We start from the raw sequence: 17,020 nt of genomic DNA on the forward strand, positions 1-17,020 counted from the left end.
TTATTTGTGAAACTTTGGTCAATCCCTTACTTTTGAATTGATGAATCGAAATGTATTACAAACTCCTATAGATTACCTTAAAGGCGTTGGTCCAAACCGCGCCGATTTACTGCGTAAGGAGCTAGGAATACATACATATCAAGATTTTATCAACCTATTTCCAAATCGGTATATAGACAAAACACGCTACTTTAAGATTAATGAACTGCAACGGAATTCTTCTGAAGTGCAAGTTGTCGGAAAGATTGTTCATATTAAAATGGTGCAACAAAAGCGTGGAAAACGATTGGTTGCCACTTTTGTAGATGATACTGGCGAAATGGAATTGGTTTGGTTTCGCGGTCATAAATGGATTAAAGACAGCATAAAACTCAATACACCGTATGTCATTTTTGGAAAAACCAATTGGTTCAACGGAACGTTTTCGATGCCACATCCAGAAATGGAATTACTCAAAGAACACGAGCAAAGCTTACGAACAGCAATGCAACCTGTGTATCCATCAACTGAAAAGTTAAGCAACAAAGGCATTACCAACAGAGTTATTAATAAGTTGATGCAACAACTCTTCATAGAATCGCGCACGCAGTTTTATGAAACCTTGCCTCCTACTATTTTGAGTGAACTCAAACTGATTTCGAAAAGTGAAGCCTTGTTCAATATTCATTTTCCAAAAAGTCAAGAATTACTGGCAAAAGCGCAGTATCGCTTAAAGTTTGAAGAGCTTTTTTATATTCAAATACAACTCATCACCAAAAACCTCATCCATAAAACTAAAATTAAAGGCTTTCCGTTCGATCAAGTTGGTGAAAAGTTTAATGATTTCTATGCGAATCACCTGCCTTTCGAACTGACCAATGCACAAAAACGTGTGATTAAAGAAATTCGAAACGATTTAGGCAGCAATGCACAAATGAATCGTTTGTTGCAAGGTGATGTTGGTTCAGGAAAAACAATTGTCGCGCTCATGGCAATGCTATTAGCAATTGACAACGATTTTCAAGCCTGTATCATGGCGCCTACGGAGATTTTAGCAATTCAGCATTACAATGGCATCATGGAACTAGTTGAACCCTTAGGATTAAAGGTAAAGCTGTTAACAGGTTCTGTAAAGACAAAAGACAGACGTGTAATTCATGAAATGTTAGAAGACGGTTCGCTTCATATTCTTATAGGAACACACGCCATTTTAGAAGATAAAGTGAAATTCCAAAATCTTGGNNGATGAGCAACATCGTTTTGGTGTCGCACAACGCGCTAAATTATGGCATAAAAATACATTTCCGCCACATATTTTAGTCATGACCGCAACTCCAATTCCACGAACGCTTGCCATGAGCTTATATGGCGATTTGGATGTTTCTGTGATTGATGAATTGCCTCCTGGCAGAAAAGCTATTAAGACCGTTCATCGGTATGATAGCAATCGTTTGAAAGTGTTTAAATTTATTCGTGACGAAATTACCAAAGGGCGTCAGATTTATATTGTATATCCACTCATTCAAGAATCGGAACAGTTGGATTATAAAGATTTAATGGACGGTTATGAAAGTATTGCGAGAGAATTTCCAATGCCAGACTTTCAAATTTCGATTGTACACGGAAAAATGAAACCTGCAGATAAAGATTTTGAAATGAATCGTTTTATCAAAGGTGAAACCCAAATTATGGTCGCAACAACGGTGATTGAAGTTGGTGTAAATGTGCCAAATGCTTCCGTAATGATTATTGAAAGTGCCGAACGTTTCGGATTGTCACAATTGCATCAGTTACGCGGTCGTGTAGGTCGTGGTGCAGAACAGAGTTTTTGTATTCTCATGACAAGTCATAAGTTAAGTGCCGATGGAAAAACACGTTTGGAAACCATGGTACAAACCAGCGATGGATTTGAAATTGCAGAAGTCGATTTAAAATTACGCGGTCCAGGGAATATCATGGGAACGCAACAAAGTGGTGTGTTAAACCTCAAAATTGCAGACATTGTAAAAGACAACGATATTTTGAAAACGGCACGTTATTTTGCCTTACAAGTCTTAAAAGCCGATCCGAATTTGATGTTACCAGAACACAAAGCCGTTCGTTATACGTTTGCGCAATTAGTAAAGCATAAGAATATTTGGAATTATATTAGCTGATATAGATGTTAGACCGCTTTGCTGTTAGATGTTAGATCGCTTCGCTGTTAGACTTGTTCCCGCGTAGGCAGGAATCTCTTAGACTCGCTTCACTTCGACTCCGCTCAGTGCAAGCGCTTTTGGATCACTACGTTTTTAGATCGCTTTGCTCTTAGACTTTCTTTGTTGTTGGAGTTTTTGGGCTTTTGAAACGTCTTTGCGAGAATTTAGAAGAAATTCGTGGCAATCTGTTTCTGAGTAAAATAGAATATTGTTTGAAACTGATTACCTCACTCTCGTTCGTAATGACGATTCATAGTATGAATAACAAATTAACAGATCCACAAAAAACAAATCCACAAAAAATTGTACATTTAATCAACTTTAATATCAACCAAAACAAAACAATATGAAATTAGGCGCATTTTCGATAAGTCTTGCTGTAAAAGACATTCACGCTTCCAAAGCTTTTTATGAAAATATAGGATTCACTAAATTCCATGGAGATATTGAGCAAAACTGGCTTATTATGAAAAATGGTGATACCGTAATAGGATTGTTTCAAGGAATGTTTGAAAATAATATTATGACGTTTAATCCTGGTTGGTCACAAGATGCACAGCCATTAGAATCGTTCACGGATATTAGAGATATTCAAAAAGAATTAAAAGGTAAAAACGTTACTTTCTCTAGTGAAGCTGACGAAAACACGACTGGACCTGCAAATTTTGTGATTACAGATCCTGATGGCAATACTATTTTGTTTGATCAACATGTGTAGTTTAGACGCGCTATCGCTTTTGGATTGTTAGATTGCTAATGCTCTTAGACTCGCTAGCGCTTTTAGAATATTAGATCGCTAGCGCTCTTAGTATAAAAAACAAAAAGCGTCTATTCACAAAATAGACGCTTTTTTTATAAGATGAATGACGGTGACTACTCTTCATTCATAGCAATTTTTGTTTGTATTAGTTGATACTTTCTCCTTTATTAGCTTTATCTAAGTTTGCTTGTACTCTACCTTTGCTTGCCGCATTTGGTGCGTTTGCCAATGCTTTTTTCAAGTGTTTTGCAGCAGATTTATGATCTCCTTTTGCGGAGTATGCTCTTGCCAATCCGTAGTGTACTGGCCAAGTTCCTTTGTTTTTCTTTGCGTTATATTTAAAGACTTCCAATGCTTTATCGTTCATTCCTTGTCCTATTAATTGACGTCCGTATTGATGAATTTCAAAAACAGTTGCTGTTGGTAATACTGCATCCATTGCAGCTAAAGCTTCTGTTTTTTTGTTTTGCTTCATCAAGATTGCTGCTTTGATTTGTGTATTCGCAAAAGTTTGTTTGCTAAAAAACTGTCCCGCAATTGCACCATCAACCCATTTTAAGGCTTCGTTTAAATCGCCGCCATTGTTTAAAGCATAGTTAGCAGCTTGCTCCCAAGTTTGACGATTGAATCCAGGTTGATCTTGCATTTTCTTACGAATATCTGCCAACACAATATTTGTCACATCAAAACCAACTTTAAAAGGGATTTCTTTCTTTCCCCATTGCAAAGCCAAAGTTGCAGAGTTTGCGTCGACACTAATAAAATTGTACGTTAATAATTCTACATGCGGAATTTCTTTAGACGAAACATTTACACGTAAAACATCTTCAGAAGGCTCGTAAAAATAACTTCCCCAAGCTGTACTATTGCTCGAAAAAATGATAGTTACATCTCCACTTTCTTTCAATTCCATGTGCAATCCGTAGGTTCCAGCTTTTATAGGCTTTCCTCCTACTGTAGCATCATGTGTAAAAGTAATGACTGTATTTTCATTGGCTCCTGCGCGCCAAGGTGATAATTTTGCAGTTCCAAAACCGAAGTTATTCATTCCATAAGGAACTAATTTTCCCCAAATTTCACGGCCATTAACACTAGGTCTTGAATAGGTTACGGAAACTTCTGATATTCCAACAGTTTGAGAAACGGATGCTTTTTGACTTCCACGAGGTGTATTGAGTTGTGCAAAAGAAGTTGTAGCGAAAAGAAAGCAGACAAAAAGGGATATACTTCCTATTAAGGTAGTTTTTGATTTCATATTTTTTGGTGTTAATTAGGTTTATAGGCAAGTTAAAATTTCAAACTGTGCAGACTTGTTATAGCTTTGTTAATCTTGTAGAAAAGTATGTTAATTAACATTTGTAAGAAAGCGCATTGGTAATTAAATGTTTAGTATATTTCGACGTTTTTAAAATACGAATTAAGAGTGAGATTGAAATGAAAAGTATAGTATATTGGTTGTTATTTTTTCCCGTATTCCTAACAGCACAAATCAACGAAAGCGATTCTCTTAAACTAAAAGCCGATCTGTCTTTGACAGGTTTTTGGCAAGGCGGAAATGTAGATACGTTTATTTTTAGAGCTAAGTCGGAAGTAGCTTTTACTCCTTTTCGAAAGTGGGTTTTTAAGACAAAGAATTCTTATGTTTACCAAGAGTTTGGAAAAGAAAAGGCCGACGAAGATATTTTGAGCTTGAATTTTTTATATCTAAATCCTGAACGAAGATTTTATCCGTTAGTACTAGGTTTTGTAAGTACTAATTTCCGTAGAGAAATTGATTTGCGTTATCTTGTTGGTGGTGGCGTTACCTATCAAATTTTAACAGACAAAAAACGTTGGTTAAAAGTTTCGCTGACAAGTGAATATGAACGTACTAACTTTTCAATGACAGATTTTAACTTTTCAGAATATAACGGAGATCGATCTATTCATACGTTACGAGGTACAATTTGGATTAACGGAAAATATCATTTATTTAAGGATAAAGTTATTCTAAGTCACGAAAGTTTTTTTCAACCGTCACTAAGATATAGTAATAATTTTCGTTGGCGTGCAGATGTTGGTATCGAATTGCCTATTTGGAAGTTTTTAAACTTTAAAGTCAATTATTTACATACGTTTGAAAGTCTGGTGATAAAAGATCAGAAGCAAGAAGATCAGTTTTTAACTTTTGGAATTACACTGAAGAGTTATTAATAAAAAGCTGTTATTTTTTCTTTGTAAATAACTTTAAAATCCAATTCATACAATCTTGATTGTCCATTATTGACCAAGAATGTGGATGTTTAGTGCCATCTAGTCGTACACCTTTTCCTGTAGTTACAATGACAGTTGCATCTTTATTTCCCATCAATTTTAAATCATTAATCATCGCAACAATATCAGTTCCATTCCAATCATACAAATCTCTTCTTCGTTGATTTATAAGCCAATCGACATCTAAATCAGTATACATTCTCACAGGAATATCTTTAAGATAATACGCATTTCCACCATTTTTTACACCATTGGAATAAATAGATGCTTTTACATATGCTTCAGGGAATTCTTTAGGCGAACCACCATACGTTTCATTGTAATTATTTATAATCCAACGTGCTTCATTTACTCCTATTTCTGAAAAATCTCGTTTAATTTCCCGTTCACAATATTCATATAAATGTGCTTTATCTAAAGGAACATCCAAACCAAAAACACCTTTTGGAATGATTACTGTTTTATTCTTTTCCTTTTTAGACATTTCTGCATACCGTAACGAAATCATTCCTCCATTTGACAAACCGCCAAGCACAAAATTATCTTTTGATACTTTATGCTTTTTTATGATTTGTTTAAAGATGGTATTTAACATGTTGAGTTCGGCTTCTCTGTCTTCCGTTCCCCAATTTATAGACGGAATAATAGTGAGTATGTTATGTGTATATGCCAATTGCGGAAGTTGAATTTGCTTTTGTAAATCCGCTACCGTTTCTCCTCCCGAAGGTAATACAACAAGAACTCCAATTGGTGTTGATTTAGGAACCATTTTTAAATAAAACAACTCCGTACTATTGCCATCACTGACATATAAATTTGATGCATCTGTTTTGCTGAAATGTACTTTTTCAAATTCTTGTGCATAAGAAAAGTTACTTATAAAAATAGAAATCAGTATGACTAAAAATTGTTTGTACATGTTAGTTTTTCTTTTGCTTTCTTCTTATTTCATTACTACGCATTGGCATAGAATCTACTTTATCAAAAAGCTTTTTGTATGTGATGACTTCCACTTGTTTTAACTTAATTCCGCCATCTAACCCAATAAGAATTATTTCAAAGTCGTATTTATCATTTAGAATTTTAGCTAGTTTTCCGTAAATCTTCCCTACATTATTTAAAGTAAGATCTTTATAATTGATGAATGTGAAATCATCTCCAACAATCATATAGAATACAAATTTACGCTCAATCATTTCGTTGGCTACATTTTTAAATTCATTCAGTTGCGCTTGAAACTTCTCAGAAGCAATATCGGTTGTTTTTACAATGATGATTCTATTTTCCCATTGATGGCTATTGAGATCTTGCGCATGTGAATTCATACATCCAAAAGATAGTATGATAAAAATATAGTAAAATCCTATTTTCATAAAGAAGTCATTATTCTATTCTAACGAGTTCACGAAATTCTTGATTATTAAAATCACCACCTATAAATAACCTATCTGTTTCTTTGGTTTTCCCTTTGGCAATAAAGACATTAAAAGATTCTGAATCTCCATAAGTAACACCATTTCGATCTCTAAACATTACTACATGAGGATTTCCATGAATGGTTGTTAAAATGAACAAAACTTTCATTTCTTTTCCTTTACTCGATAATGTCAAAAATCCAGCGTGATATATGGTTTTTCCTGCTAAGTCCTTATGATACTTTTCAGGTACTAAACTGACTGCTGTTGTATCTTTTTCAACCAGAATTGTAACATCTTCTGCTTCGTGTTTCCATGTACCATCAAAAGCACTCGCAACTACATTTTCTTTGTTAAATGTATATTTTAATGCTGTTTTGTTTTGACTATACGCGGTTAGTGTAAATGCTAAAAGGAGTACTAGAGAAATTGACTTTTTCATGAGTTTTGCTTTATCAAAGTATTCTTTAAAGTTATTAAGAATATTCAGCGAAAGCAAAGCATAGCTCATTTTTGTTATATAACCATAATGTTTTTCAAATTTTATATCGGACGGAATACTTCTTTATTTTCTCAATTCGTCAAAAACTTTTGTACTCACCCAATAGATATCCTGATTGCTGGTATAAAAGAAGTACTTCCCATCACTAGAAACAAAGGGACATAGTTCATGTCCTTTTGTGTTTATTTTAGTGCCCATATTGATCGATTTTGTCCAAGTACCATCCGTATTTTTAAAACTAATGTATAAGTCACCTCTTCCCAATCCTTTTGGGCGATTTGCACAAAAAATAATATACTGTTCTTTAGGATCTATAAAAACATCTGCTTCATAATATTTTGTATTGATCGCTTCACTGAGCACTACTGCTTCTTGAAATTTTCCATCTTTGTATTCTGAATAATAAATATCGAAACTTTTCTGTCTGTTCTTAGAATTACCTTTGTTTGATGAAAAATACATTGTACCATTTTCTGTAAAGGAAATATAGTATTCATCATTTTTTGTATTGATGTTTGAACTTGCATTGATGGGTTCGGACCACTTTTCTCCTATTTTTTCAACATACCAAATATCATGATCGTTTTTTGCGCCTTTCCCATCTAATGATCGTTGTGATATAAAATACAATCGTTTTTCATCAGGAGATAAAAACGGATCATTGAAACCATATTTTTGGCTTGATAAAATTGTTTTTGGCTTGCTCCATTTATTTCCAACTAGTTCTGTAAATCGTATTTCAGTGTTGTTTCCAGTATCTACACCATAATAAAATGCAGTTGCAGCTTTGTTAAATACAGAACCAAATTCATATTCACTTTTTTTAGAAATCAAATCGGGAGCAAATATTTCTGGTGTCAACGATGGTGTTTTTTGTCCGATGTACTTGAGATTGTCGGCTGCTTCTTGTGCATATCCTACAAAAGAAATGAGCAAACTGAAAAATAGATACTTAGTTAGAGAATACATATATGTTAGTTTTTCGATTGTTAGTTAAAGCTATATGAATATGAACTCAAATCAAAAGTATTTATTGCTTTAATATTCAAGTAATTAAATCAAATAACATTTTCGAAATGGAAAGACTTTTTAGTATTTAGATTGATAATTTATTTCATCAATAAAATCAATTCTTAATGTTCTGTCTTTAGTACAGTAATAGGTGTTTTCTCTACTCCAGCATAAAAAACAATGATTTCCGCAGGTTCAGCACCTTTGTTTTCTCCATAGTGCCATGCATTTACAAGCTCTACAATAGGTTCGCCAGCTTTTAGGTGTAATGTGTCATTGGCTTTACTAATTACCGTTAATTCTCCTTTTAGTAAAACACCTGCATTGATTACAGGATGCTTGTGCCAATTCAATTTTGTTTTTGGCGGAATCACTATTTTTAAAATTGTGACTTCAGGAGTTCCTTCGGAATAATTTGGAAGTGGCGCGCCGTTCCAACTTTTAGTGGTTTTAGCAAGTGTTGTAACTTCTATTTTATTGACTGTATTAGATTTACAAGCAATTAATAATATGCATAAGAGAACGAGTGATAGGTATGGTTTGTTCATTTTGGAATGATTAGTTGCGCTGATTAAGAAACTAATGTAACAAATACAAGTTGAATAAAAAATTTACACTTATAATCGTCTGAAAATTTCGAAATCAAAAAAAGCCTTTCGCAATTGGAAAGGCTTTTTGGTATTTATTATTTAGGTTGATGATTTATCTTTTCACAAATTTCTTCGTTAAAATTTCATCACCATCATTTATTTGTAAAATGTACATTCCAGCTTTTAAGTTGCTTACATTGATAGTTTTGTTGTTCAATGTTCCAACTTTTACAACTTGACCTAACATAGAATGAATTTGATACGAAGTATTTTCTTCAACTAAGATGCGAACTTCCAATTCATTTACTGTTGGATTTGGATATACCGTAAAATCTTCTTCTGAAACTTCATTTTCGCTTAATTCGTATAGGAATTCAGTTTTTGTATTTTCTCTAGAACTCACAATTGCTTGTCTAGCAGATCCTCCATTGGTAATTCCTTTGATACTTACCTGATCAATATAAATTTGATCCGCATTTGCAGAAGCATCACATTGGAATCTAAAACTTGCAGTATTTACAAAATTATAAGCAGTTTTGTCTAAAGTAACTGTAGATGTATAGAATCCATTATTCTGGAAATCAGTTCCGCTTACATACGCTTTTACAGTGTTCCATCCTGAACCGTCATTATAACGTAACCAGAAATCTTCTCCTGTTTCCATACTATACGCATAAAAATGGAATTCAACTTCTACCGTATCATAAGGACTTACATCAACATTGTTTAGAGTCATTGAAGATGCCGTACTTGAGTTGTCTCTAATTCTGATAGAATAATTCCCTTCGTATGATCTACTACCTGTATAACGATAGCAATCTCCTCCTCCATCAACCCAACCGTCTAAGCCAGATTCAAAGAAACCTTCATGCAATACAACTGTTCCTCCCGAACTACTTGATCCGTTATGGTTTCCTAAACCATCAAATGTATTTGACGCAAACTCATCCCATTCAGCAATAGTATACACAGTATTTGGTCCTGTAACCGATGTTTTTCTACGTAACGTAACATCACTTCCAAAAGTAGTTGCACTATTAAATGTTCCGATAATATCTATTAAAACATTGTTTTTAAATAATCCAACGGCATCATTTCCATTAAATGTAATCATAGAGTTTGTAGTAGTTACATCTGCTCTAGATGTAACTCCTGTATCTGCAGAACTATGACCAATAACATATACATTTCCGTTTGATAAGTTTCCTGTTAATGCATATCCTGCAGACCAACTTCCTGCTCCGTTAGTTTGTTTTTTAATCGTATATACTGATAAATCAACTGTGTTTCCTGTTGTATTCGCAATCTCTACAGCTTTGTTATATGACGAACCTTCCACATATTCTGAAAAGAATAAATCGTTCTGACTTGATACAGGCGCTAATGTACTCGCATTTGTTGTTGCACTATTTGCTGATGTATTTCCTGCTGCATCTTTTGCTCTCACAGTAAATGCATACGATGTATCGGCTATAAGTCCTGTGACTTGGTACGATGTAGAAGCAGTTGTTGTAACTAATGTTCCTGAATTATATACTTCATAGCTTGTAACAGCTACATTGTCTGTAGCTGCTGTCCAGCTTAAATCTATTGTAGTTTGTGTTTCATTTGATGCAACTACACTAGTCGGTACTAATGGTGCTGTTACATCTACTGTAGTAACATTTGTTCCAGCACTAGAAGCTGATGTATTTCCTGCTGCATCTTTTGCTCTTACAGTAAATGTGTAACTAGTTGCAACTGTAAGTCCAGAAATAGTATATGTTGTAGATGCAGTACTTCCTAATAATGTTCCATTCCTATAGATTTCATAAGCGGTTACTGCTACATTATCTGTTGCTGCATTCCAATTTAAAGTGGTTCCAGTTTCTGTAATATTAGAAGCAATTATATTTGTTGGAACTGAAGGAGCTTCTGTATCTGGAGTCGTTCCACCATTCACAGTATGTGTTCCTAAGTCAGAAAATGTATTGCTTGCATATGTATCCCACTCAGAAGTTGTATAGGTCGTATTTGGGTTGGTAATATCTGCTTTTCTACGCAAAGTTACATCTTGACCAAAATTTGCGCTCGATCCAAACGTTCCAATAACATCTATTAATACATCATTTTTAAACAATCCAACTGCATCATTTCCATTAAACGATATCACAGAATTTGTAGTTGTCGCTGTTGCTTGAGAAGTTATTCCTGCATCTGCAGAACTATGCCCTAATACATATACACTTCCATTGGTTAAAGTTCCGCTAAGCGCATATCCTGTAGACCAACTTCCTGCGCCATTTGTTTGTTTCTTAATAGTATAACTAGATAAATTGATAGAACTTCCTGTAAAATTAGCAACCTCTAAAGCTTTGTTGTACGATGATCCTTCTACATATTCAGAGAAAAATAATTCTGTAGTAGCGCCAGCCATAGTTGTAGTAACTGCAATTCCAGTACTTGAACTTGATGTATTTCCAGCAGCATCTTTAGCTCTTACAGTAAATGTATATGTAGTATTGCTTGAAAGTCCACTAGCCGTATATGTAGTATTGGGTGTGCTTCCGATAAGCGCTCCATTTCTAAATACTTCATAAGAAGTTACAGCTACATTGTCTGAAGCAGCAGCCCAATTAAGGATTGTTGCAGTAGTTGTTGTATTAGAAGCTACCAAACTCTGTGGTATAGAAGGTGCTTCTGTATCATTTCCTAAATTGAATTTATCCTCAGCTTGTGGTCCGCCCCAAATTTGAGTTGCAAACGCAGGATTGTCAACAAATGGATTTCTATTTCCTTGAATGCCTACCAACACATTATTACGTTGTTCTTCAAAAGCAGAAACCGGATCATCAACATTCCATTGTATAAATAAATCGATCATATTTGCATCTGACACCATTGAATTACCAACACCAACATTTGTAGGCAAACATTGACTTCCATAACGTAAATACATATACATCATCATTCGTGCTACATCGCCTTTCCATTCATCACCAGGGTAAAAATCTCCTTGTGGAGTTATCCCAGCATTTCCACTTCCAGAAGCAAATTTTCTATTGTTTCTTGTAGAATTCATTTGAGAATCGCATGGTCGCAAACTATGTGCATCCGAACCTGGGCCGGAAGTTCCTAAATTAGGCGTTCCGAGTGATTTGGGATATACGTGTTCTCTATTCCAGTCACCTGTAGATCCTCCATGTGTAGTTTTCCCTCTAGAGCGATCGGTTAAAAATACTCCATCAGAATCATTATATCCATAAATCAATAATACTTGAGAATTATCTGTTGGGTCTAAATCAGATTGTTCTAAGGCATTCCAAACACCTGGAGTATATGATAAAAATGTAGTGTGTGTGCTAATAATTTTAGTAGCGAGGTCATCTTTTAAATTCGTTCCCGATTGGGATAAATTTACATCGTTGTAATACGATGGGATTTGAGCATACGCAGTGATGCTTACGGCTAAAAATAGCCAGAGTAAAAGTTTTTTCATGAGTGTTATTTTGGTTGAGTTTATTAGTTTTGAAACTACTCTTCAACTTTTTTTAGCTCAGAAAATATATTTACTGGTTACATAAATATGAAAAAACGCCTTAATTCCAAAAGGAAGTAAGACGTTTTATCTATAAGTTATTTGATAAAAATAATTCTTATTTTTCGTTATTGCTGGTAAAAAAATCGTTCGCATAGTTTCTTATTCTACACACTAAAAATACTCTGTTTTAACAATTACAATCACAATTTTATGTTAACAAATTGTTGGCTTTTTACTTAAAATAGCAATTTTACGTTTACACCTTACTAATCAAGCTTTTAAACCGTACTTTTTATTCGTTTTGAAGCATTGAAACAAAATTTTCAAAGTCTTTTTTGAAAGCAATATATTTGTCGCCCGTAGCAGGTCCATTAAAACCTGTATGGATGCGTCGGACTTTTCCCTTTTTATCTATAAAAATACTCGTCGGATAGGATAATACATGATTCAACATTGGTAATTTTTCTTGGGCTTTTTTCTTGTCGGATGTTCCAAATTGTGCCAACAAGATTGGATACGGAATCTGTAACCGTTTTTGCAATCGTTTGATACTGTTGAATGCTTTTTCTTCTGTCTTAGCATATTCGAAAGCTAAGGCTACAAATTTTACATCCGGATTGTTCTTTGCGTAGTTAGAATAGTATTTAGATTCATCTAAACAGTTTGGACACCAAGTTCCCATTATTTGAACGATTCGTACTGTTCCTTTTAAACTTTCATCTGATAAAGAAATCATTTTTCCGCTACTATCTGGAAATGAAAAATTGAATTCGTCATAACCTTCTTTAATGTATGTCAATCCTTTAGCATCTGGTAATTCGTAAGTTTCATTACGTTTGGCTGTAAATGGTTCTTTCCAATGATTTCCAGATTGAAATTCACCTGTCATTGTACTATCTGTAACCGTTGCTGTGAATAAAAATGCATGTGCGCCGTCAAATGTAGAAAGTTGCAATTGGTCACCGTTCAGTGTTCCTTCTAAATAGCGATAATCTCCTGTAGTTGTTCTAAAAGTTCCTGTAACTGTGTTTCCGTTTTGCTTGAAGATTCCTTTGGCTATATATCGATCTGCTTCAACATCTGGACTAAAGACAGTTTCCCAGTTTCCTGTAATTGTTGCTTTTGCTTCTCCTTTAGTATTTGAAAAACGTGTTGTTTCACCAAAAGTAGCTGTAAACGGAACATATCTGTCTAATGAAACTTTTACAAATTCACCTTTAATAGTATTTGCATCTGTAAATTTTCCTTTTAAAACACCTTCATATACGTCCATTTTTATCGTGATTGAATCGTCTTTGATAGTAATATCATCTACCGAAATACGCTCTTCTGCATTATGAATTTCAATTCCTTTATTTGTAGTTGTAAAGATAAACGGCAATTCTTTTGCATCCTGCACTTTCAAAGCTACGCGCCAAGAACCATCTTTTAAACTATAGACTTCTTTTTTCGTCTCTTTCTGCCCACAAGAAACCAAGGTGAATCCAATTAATAATATATAGAACTTTTGAATGTTTTTCATTTTTTAGAATATATAGTTGAATGATTGGTACGTATAATCATCAAGCAAATTACAATAAAAAGAAAGATGATTTTGTTTTGAGATAGAATTCGATTAGTTTTAAGATAAAATTATTCCATATGAAAGTTACTCCAGAACATAACAAAAGAGTCGCTGAAATGAAGTTTTTTTCTGTATATCCACATTATGTCACTAAAGTGGAAAAAAAAGGAAGAACTGTAGCAGAATTGCATGAAGTTATTACTTGGCTCACTGGTTTTGATGATAAAAAAATACAAGAATTGATTGATCGTAAAGTTACTTTTGAAACCTTTTTTGAAGAAGCTACTTTGCATCCAAACGCACATCTCATTAAAGGTGTGATTTGTGGCTATCGCATTGAAGAAATTGATAATGAATTGACACGAAAAGCCCGCTATTTGGATAAATTGATTGATGAAATTGCAAGAGGTAGAAAAATGGAGAAGATTTTAAGAGTGGAGAAAGCTTGATTTTTTTCTGTTGATCTGTTTCCTGTTAATTTGTAGCGTCTTTGCGAAAGTTTTGAAAAAACTTGTGGCAATCTATTTCTAAATACACAGGAATGCTCTTAGAAACAGATTGCTTCACTTTGTTCGCAATGACGAATTAAAGCTTGATTCGATCTGACGTTGTGAAAATGCAGAGAGAATCAATTTAAAATTCAACATTTAGAATTTAGCATTCAAAATAGAAAATCTAAAAGCATAGCGCTCTGGACTAATTCCCTATTCTCTCTTTTTCATCTTCTAAACTTCCATCACGCTTTTGTGCCTTTTTTACGTCACTGTTTCCAAACGCATAACGAACATAAAAGTTTATATTACGACTGTCACTTCCACCATTACCGTCTATTTGCAAATTCCCGAATTGTGTCATTCCTTGCCACGGAATCGTATATAATGCATCATTAACTGTAATTTTCCCTGTCCAATTTCCCCATGATTTTTGTACCGCAATATTTAACGAACCTAAACTACTTGTTTCGTATGTTCCGCCCCAAATTGATGGACTGCTATACCAACCACTTACTTCTAATTTGACATCTTTGGGTAATGAAAATGTGTTTTGTGCGTAAAACCCAAAGGTTTCTTGATCTATGGAGATAAAAGCAGGGTTTGTTGCTGTATACTTACTATACGAACCGTATACATTTGCATAGGCGCGCCACCAATCATTTATTCTAAACGGATACGAAACACTCAAATTATAGACTTCTTGGTCTGCCACATTTCGTGTACTTAAGAAGTTTCTGTTTTCTCCAACTGCTTCTGTTACTTGTGCAAAAAAGTCTGAGATATACGAATAACTTATGCTCGTTGTCAAGGTATATTTATACGTGTGCGATAGTTTAAAATTGTCTGTGTATTGCGGTTGCAAAAATGGATTTCCACGAGTAAAGCTTAATTCGTCCAATTGAAACTCGAAAGGATTTAAAATTTGATAGTTTGGGCGTTGAATACGTCGGCTATAACTCAACGCAAATGAATTGATTGGATTGGCTTGATATGAGATTCCCGCAGACGGAAAATAGTCAGTATACGTTCTAGATACAACTTGATTTTGTGCAGTGTTTTCTGCTGTCAATTTTCCTTGTGAGTCTGTTCGTTCAACTCGTAATCCTGCTTGAAATTTCCAATTGTTTACAGCAAAATTATACTTTGAATAGACAGCATATATTTTCTCATCATATTCGAATTGATTGCTTCGATCAACATTCAAATTATTAACTCCATTAAGGACATCAAAAAAGTTAAACGTATTGTCGGTAACTACTTTTGAAGCCTTTGCTCCTGCTTCAAATGTTCCTTTGCCTAATTTTTGTCCGTAATCTGCTTTTGCTGCATAAATATTGATGTCAATTGGTGTTTCTTGAAATGTAATATTCGCGTTCAATACTTCTCCTGTTGGTGTTGTGTAAAAGTTTGGTTGATTGTTGAATCGATCGCGACTATATCTACCATAGTCCAAATCGGCACTAAAACTCGTTCCTAAAGTATCTTTATAGCGATAATTTACGTTGGCATTTAAGTTGAAACTATTATTTTCAGAACTATTTGGCGCGCGTAAAATACTATCGGTCACACTTGTATTTCTGTCTATAATTGGTGTGATATTATTTGAGGTTGATTCTGCTTCGCGAAAGTTCAATGTTAGCACAGTTCCTAATACACTTTCTTTAGATACATAATAATCAGCTCCAGTTCGAAAGTTATTTGAAAACGATTGATTTTCTGAATCTGCTTGTGAGTCAAAAATTTTATCGCCCTGCGTTCTATATAAATTTATAAAACTTGTTGAACGTCCTAAGAAGTTGGAATAGGTTCCAAAAAAGTTCCATTTTTTAAATCGACTGTTTACTGTTACAGAATTGTTTGTACGTAGATAATCTCCAACAGTTACAGTACTTGAAACGCTTCCTCGTGTTCCCAAACCTTTTTCTCTTTTCAGTTTTATATTGATGATTCCTGCATTTCCAGCTGCATCATATTTAGATGATGGTTGTGTTATGATTTCGATACTTTCAATTGTATCTGCTTGAAGCGATTGTAAATAGGCCGTGAGATCGTCTCCTGCTAAAAAACTTTGACGACCATCAATATATACCAGAACGCCCGTTTTTCTTTCTACAATTACATTATTATCGTTATCTAATCGTACACCAGGCGCTTTTCGTAAAATCTCAAGTCCATTGTTTCCTGCGCTTCCCACAGTATTTGCCACATTAAAAACGGTTTTATCAGGTTCAACCTGAATAATAGGTTTCTCGGCAACAATAGTGACTGCATCCAATGATTCCGAAGAAGCTTTCATTTGAATCGTTCCTACATTCATTTCTGAACTTACAGTGTTAATTTCCTTCGAAACAGTTTGATAACCAACAGAAGAAAACTTCAATAAATACGTTCCTTGTTGTACATTTTTAATGTTGAAATTTCCATCAATATCAGAAATAGTGGCTTTTACTAAACTTCCATCAGGAGCATTCAGTAATACATTTACAAACGGAAAAGATTCGTTCGTTTCAGAAACAATCTTTCCTTTTAATTGTGTTTTTTCTTTTGTCTGACCAAAGGTTGATACAGAAAAGAAAAATAGTACTAAAAAAGTTAGGACAATGCTTGTAGTTTTCATCAGTTATAATTTTCAACAAATATGCAGCAGCTATTTACACAACACAATGTAAAAGTAACGAATTGTCCCAAATGACCTACGAGTTGCCCAAGGACCATTCATCTATGTATAAGGCGA

At 34.2% G+C, this 17,020-nt stretch carries 12 protein-coding genes and 2 pseudogenes; 5 read left to right on the forward strand and 9 right to left on the reverse strand.

Going from position 1 to position 17,020, the window contains the following annotated elements; translation table 11 throughout:
- Positions 1 to 40: 40 nt before the first annotated feature.
- The 3 genes and pseudogenes from ACRBBL_RS07800 to ACRBBL_RS07810 all read left to right on the forward strand — a co-directional run.
- A pseudogene (locus ACRBBL_RS07800) lies at positions 41 to 1,221 on the forward strand (DEAD/DEAH box helicase); the annotation flags it as partial.
- A 2-nt stretch (positions 1,222 to 1,223) separates the two neighbouring features.
- Positions 1,224 to 2,135: pseudogene (locus tag ACRBBL_RS07805) on the forward strand (ATP-dependent DNA helicase RecG); the annotation flags it as partial.
- 388 nt (positions 2,136 to 2,523) lie between these two features.
- Positions 2,524 to 2,895 (forward strand): VOC family protein, encoded by a 372-nt coding sequence (locus ACRBBL_RS07810; protein WP_431368470.1) that lies wholly within the window; start codon positions 2,524 to 2,526, stop codon positions 2,893 to 2,895.
- A gap of 187 nt (positions 2,896 to 3,082) precedes the next feature.
- Here ACRBBL_RS07810 and ACRBBL_RS07815 read toward each other — a convergent pair whose 3' ends face one another.
- Positions 3,083 to 4,192: a DUF2911 domain-containing protein gene (locus tag ACRBBL_RS07815; protein ID WP_431368471.1), complete on the reverse strand. Its 1,110-nt coding sequence runs from the start codon at positions 4,190 to 4,192 to the stop codon at positions 3,083 to 3,085.
- A 179-nt stretch (positions 4,193 to 4,371) separates the two neighbouring features.
- Here ACRBBL_RS07815 and ACRBBL_RS07820 point away from each other — a divergent pair, with 179 nt between their 5' ends.
- Positions 4,372 to 5,130: a DUF481 domain-containing protein gene (locus tag ACRBBL_RS07820; protein ID WP_431368472.1), complete on the forward strand. Its 759-nt coding sequence runs from the start codon at positions 4,372 to 4,374 to the stop codon at positions 5,128 to 5,130.
- Positions 5,131 to 5,140: 10 nt separating this feature from the next.
- Here ACRBBL_RS07820 and ACRBBL_RS07825 read toward each other — a convergent pair whose 3' ends face one another.
- The 7 genes from ACRBBL_RS07825 to ACRBBL_RS07855 form a co-directional block, all read right to left on the reverse strand.
- A complete protein-coding gene (locus tag ACRBBL_RS07825; RefSeq protein WP_431368473.1) occupies positions 5,141 to 6,109 on the reverse strand; it encodes a hypothetical protein in 969 nt (322 codons plus the stop codon).
- Position 6,110: 1 nt separating this feature from the next.
- Positions 6,111 to 6,563 (reverse strand): DUF4174 domain-containing protein, encoded by a 453-nt coding sequence (locus ACRBBL_RS07830; protein WP_431368474.1) that lies wholly within the window; start codon positions 6,561 to 6,563, stop codon positions 6,111 to 6,113.
- 10 nt (positions 6,564 to 6,573) lie between these two features.
- The gene (locus ACRBBL_RS07835) at positions 6,574 to 7,047 is read right to left on the reverse strand and encodes a hypothetical protein (protein ID WP_431368475.1); all 474 of its coding nucleotides are present in this window, start codon (positions 7,045 to 7,047) and stop codon (positions 6,574 to 6,576) included.
- A gap of 123 nt (positions 7,048 to 7,170) precedes the next feature.
- Positions 7,171 to 8,076 (reverse strand): hypothetical protein, encoded by a 906-nt coding sequence (locus ACRBBL_RS07840; RefSeq protein ID WP_431368476.1) that lies wholly within the window; start codon positions 8,074 to 8,076, stop codon positions 7,171 to 7,173.
- A 164-nt stretch (positions 8,077 to 8,240) separates the two neighbouring features.
- Complete coding sequence (locus ACRBBL_RS07845) at positions 8,241 to 8,666, reverse strand: cupin domain-containing protein (protein WP_431368477.1); 426 nt, start codon at positions 8,664 to 8,666, stop codon at positions 8,241 to 8,243.
- A 154-nt stretch (positions 8,667 to 8,820) separates the two neighbouring features.
- Positions 8,821 to 12,186, reverse strand: a complete 3,366-nt coding sequence (locus tag ACRBBL_RS07850) for an endonuclease (RefSeq protein ID WP_431368478.1) — start codon at positions 12,184 to 12,186, stop codon at positions 8,821 to 8,823.
- A 334-nt stretch (positions 12,187 to 12,520) separates the two neighbouring features.
- Positions 12,521 to 13,741: a TlpA family protein disulfide reductase gene (locus ACRBBL_RS07855; RefSeq protein WP_431368593.1), complete on the reverse strand. Its 1,221-nt coding sequence runs from the start codon at positions 13,739 to 13,741 to the stop codon at positions 12,521 to 12,523.
- Between the two features lie 128 nt (positions 13,742 to 13,869).
- Between ACRBBL_RS07855 and ACRBBL_RS07860 the strand changes: the two genes are divergently transcribed.
- Complete coding sequence (locus ACRBBL_RS07860) at positions 13,870 to 14,241, forward strand: DUF2200 domain-containing protein (RefSeq protein ID WP_431368479.1); 372 nt, start codon at positions 13,870 to 13,872, stop codon at positions 14,239 to 14,241.
- Positions 14,242 to 14,488: 247 nt separating this feature from the next.
- Here ACRBBL_RS07860 and ACRBBL_RS07865 read toward each other — a convergent pair whose 3' ends face one another.
- The gene (locus ACRBBL_RS07865) at positions 14,489 to 16,903 is read right to left on the reverse strand and encodes a TonB-dependent receptor domain-containing protein (protein ID WP_431368480.1); all 2,415 of its coding nucleotides are present in this window, start codon (positions 16,901 to 16,903) and stop codon (positions 14,489 to 14,491) included.
- Positions 16,904 to 17,020: the final 117 nt, after the last annotated feature.

Origin of the sequence: Kordia sp. (genome assembly GCF_050633145.1) — a bacterium.
Classification (GTDB): Bacteria; Bacteroidota; Bacteroidia; order Flavobacteriales; family Flavobacteriaceae; genus Kordia.

Excerpts from the sequence above, each read along its gene's own strand:
- ACRBBL_RS07830 (WP_431368474.1), bottom strand. The coding sequence starts at position 6,563 with ATGAAAATAGGATTTTACTATATTTTTATCATACTATCTTTTGGATGT.
- ACRBBL_RS07860 (WP_431368479.1), top strand. The coding sequence starts at position 13,870 with ATGAAAGTTACTCCAGAACATAACAAAAGAGTCGCTGAAATGAAGTTT.
- ACRBBL_RS07810 (WP_431368470.1), top strand. The coding sequence starts at position 2,524 with ATGAAATTAGGCGCATTTTCGATAAGTCTTGCTGTAAAAGACATTCAC.
- ACRBBL_RS07840 (WP_431368476.1), bottom strand. The coding sequence starts at position 8,076 with ATGTATTCTCTAACTAAGTATCTATTTTTCAGTTTGCTCATTTCTTTT.
- ACRBBL_RS07820 (WP_431368472.1), top strand. The coding sequence starts at position 4,372 with ATGAAAAGTATAGTATATTGGTTGTTATTTTTTCCCGTATTCCTAACA.
- ACRBBL_RS07845 (WP_431368477.1), bottom strand. The coding sequence starts at position 8,666 with ATGAACAAACCATACCTATCACTCGTTCTCTTATGCATATTATTAATT.
- ACRBBL_RS07825 (WP_431368473.1), bottom strand. The coding sequence starts at position 6,109 with ATGTACAAACAATTTTTAGTCATACTGATTTCTATTTTTATAAGTAAC.
- ACRBBL_RS07865 (WP_431368480.1), bottom strand. The coding sequence starts at position 16,903 with ATGAAAACTACAAGCATTGTCCTAACTTTTTTAGTACTATTTTTCTTT.
- ACRBBL_RS07835 (WP_431368475.1), bottom strand. The coding sequence starts at position 7,047 with ATGAAAAAGTCAATTTCTCTAGTACTCCTTTTAGCATTTACACTAACC.
- ACRBBL_RS07815 (WP_431368471.1), bottom strand. The coding sequence starts at position 4,192 with ATGAAATCAAAAACTACCTTAATAGGAAGTATATCCCTTTTTGTCTGC.
- ACRBBL_RS07850 (WP_431368478.1), bottom strand. The coding sequence starts at position 12,186 with ATGAAAAAACTTTTACTCTGGCTATTTTTAGCCGTAAGCATCACTGCG.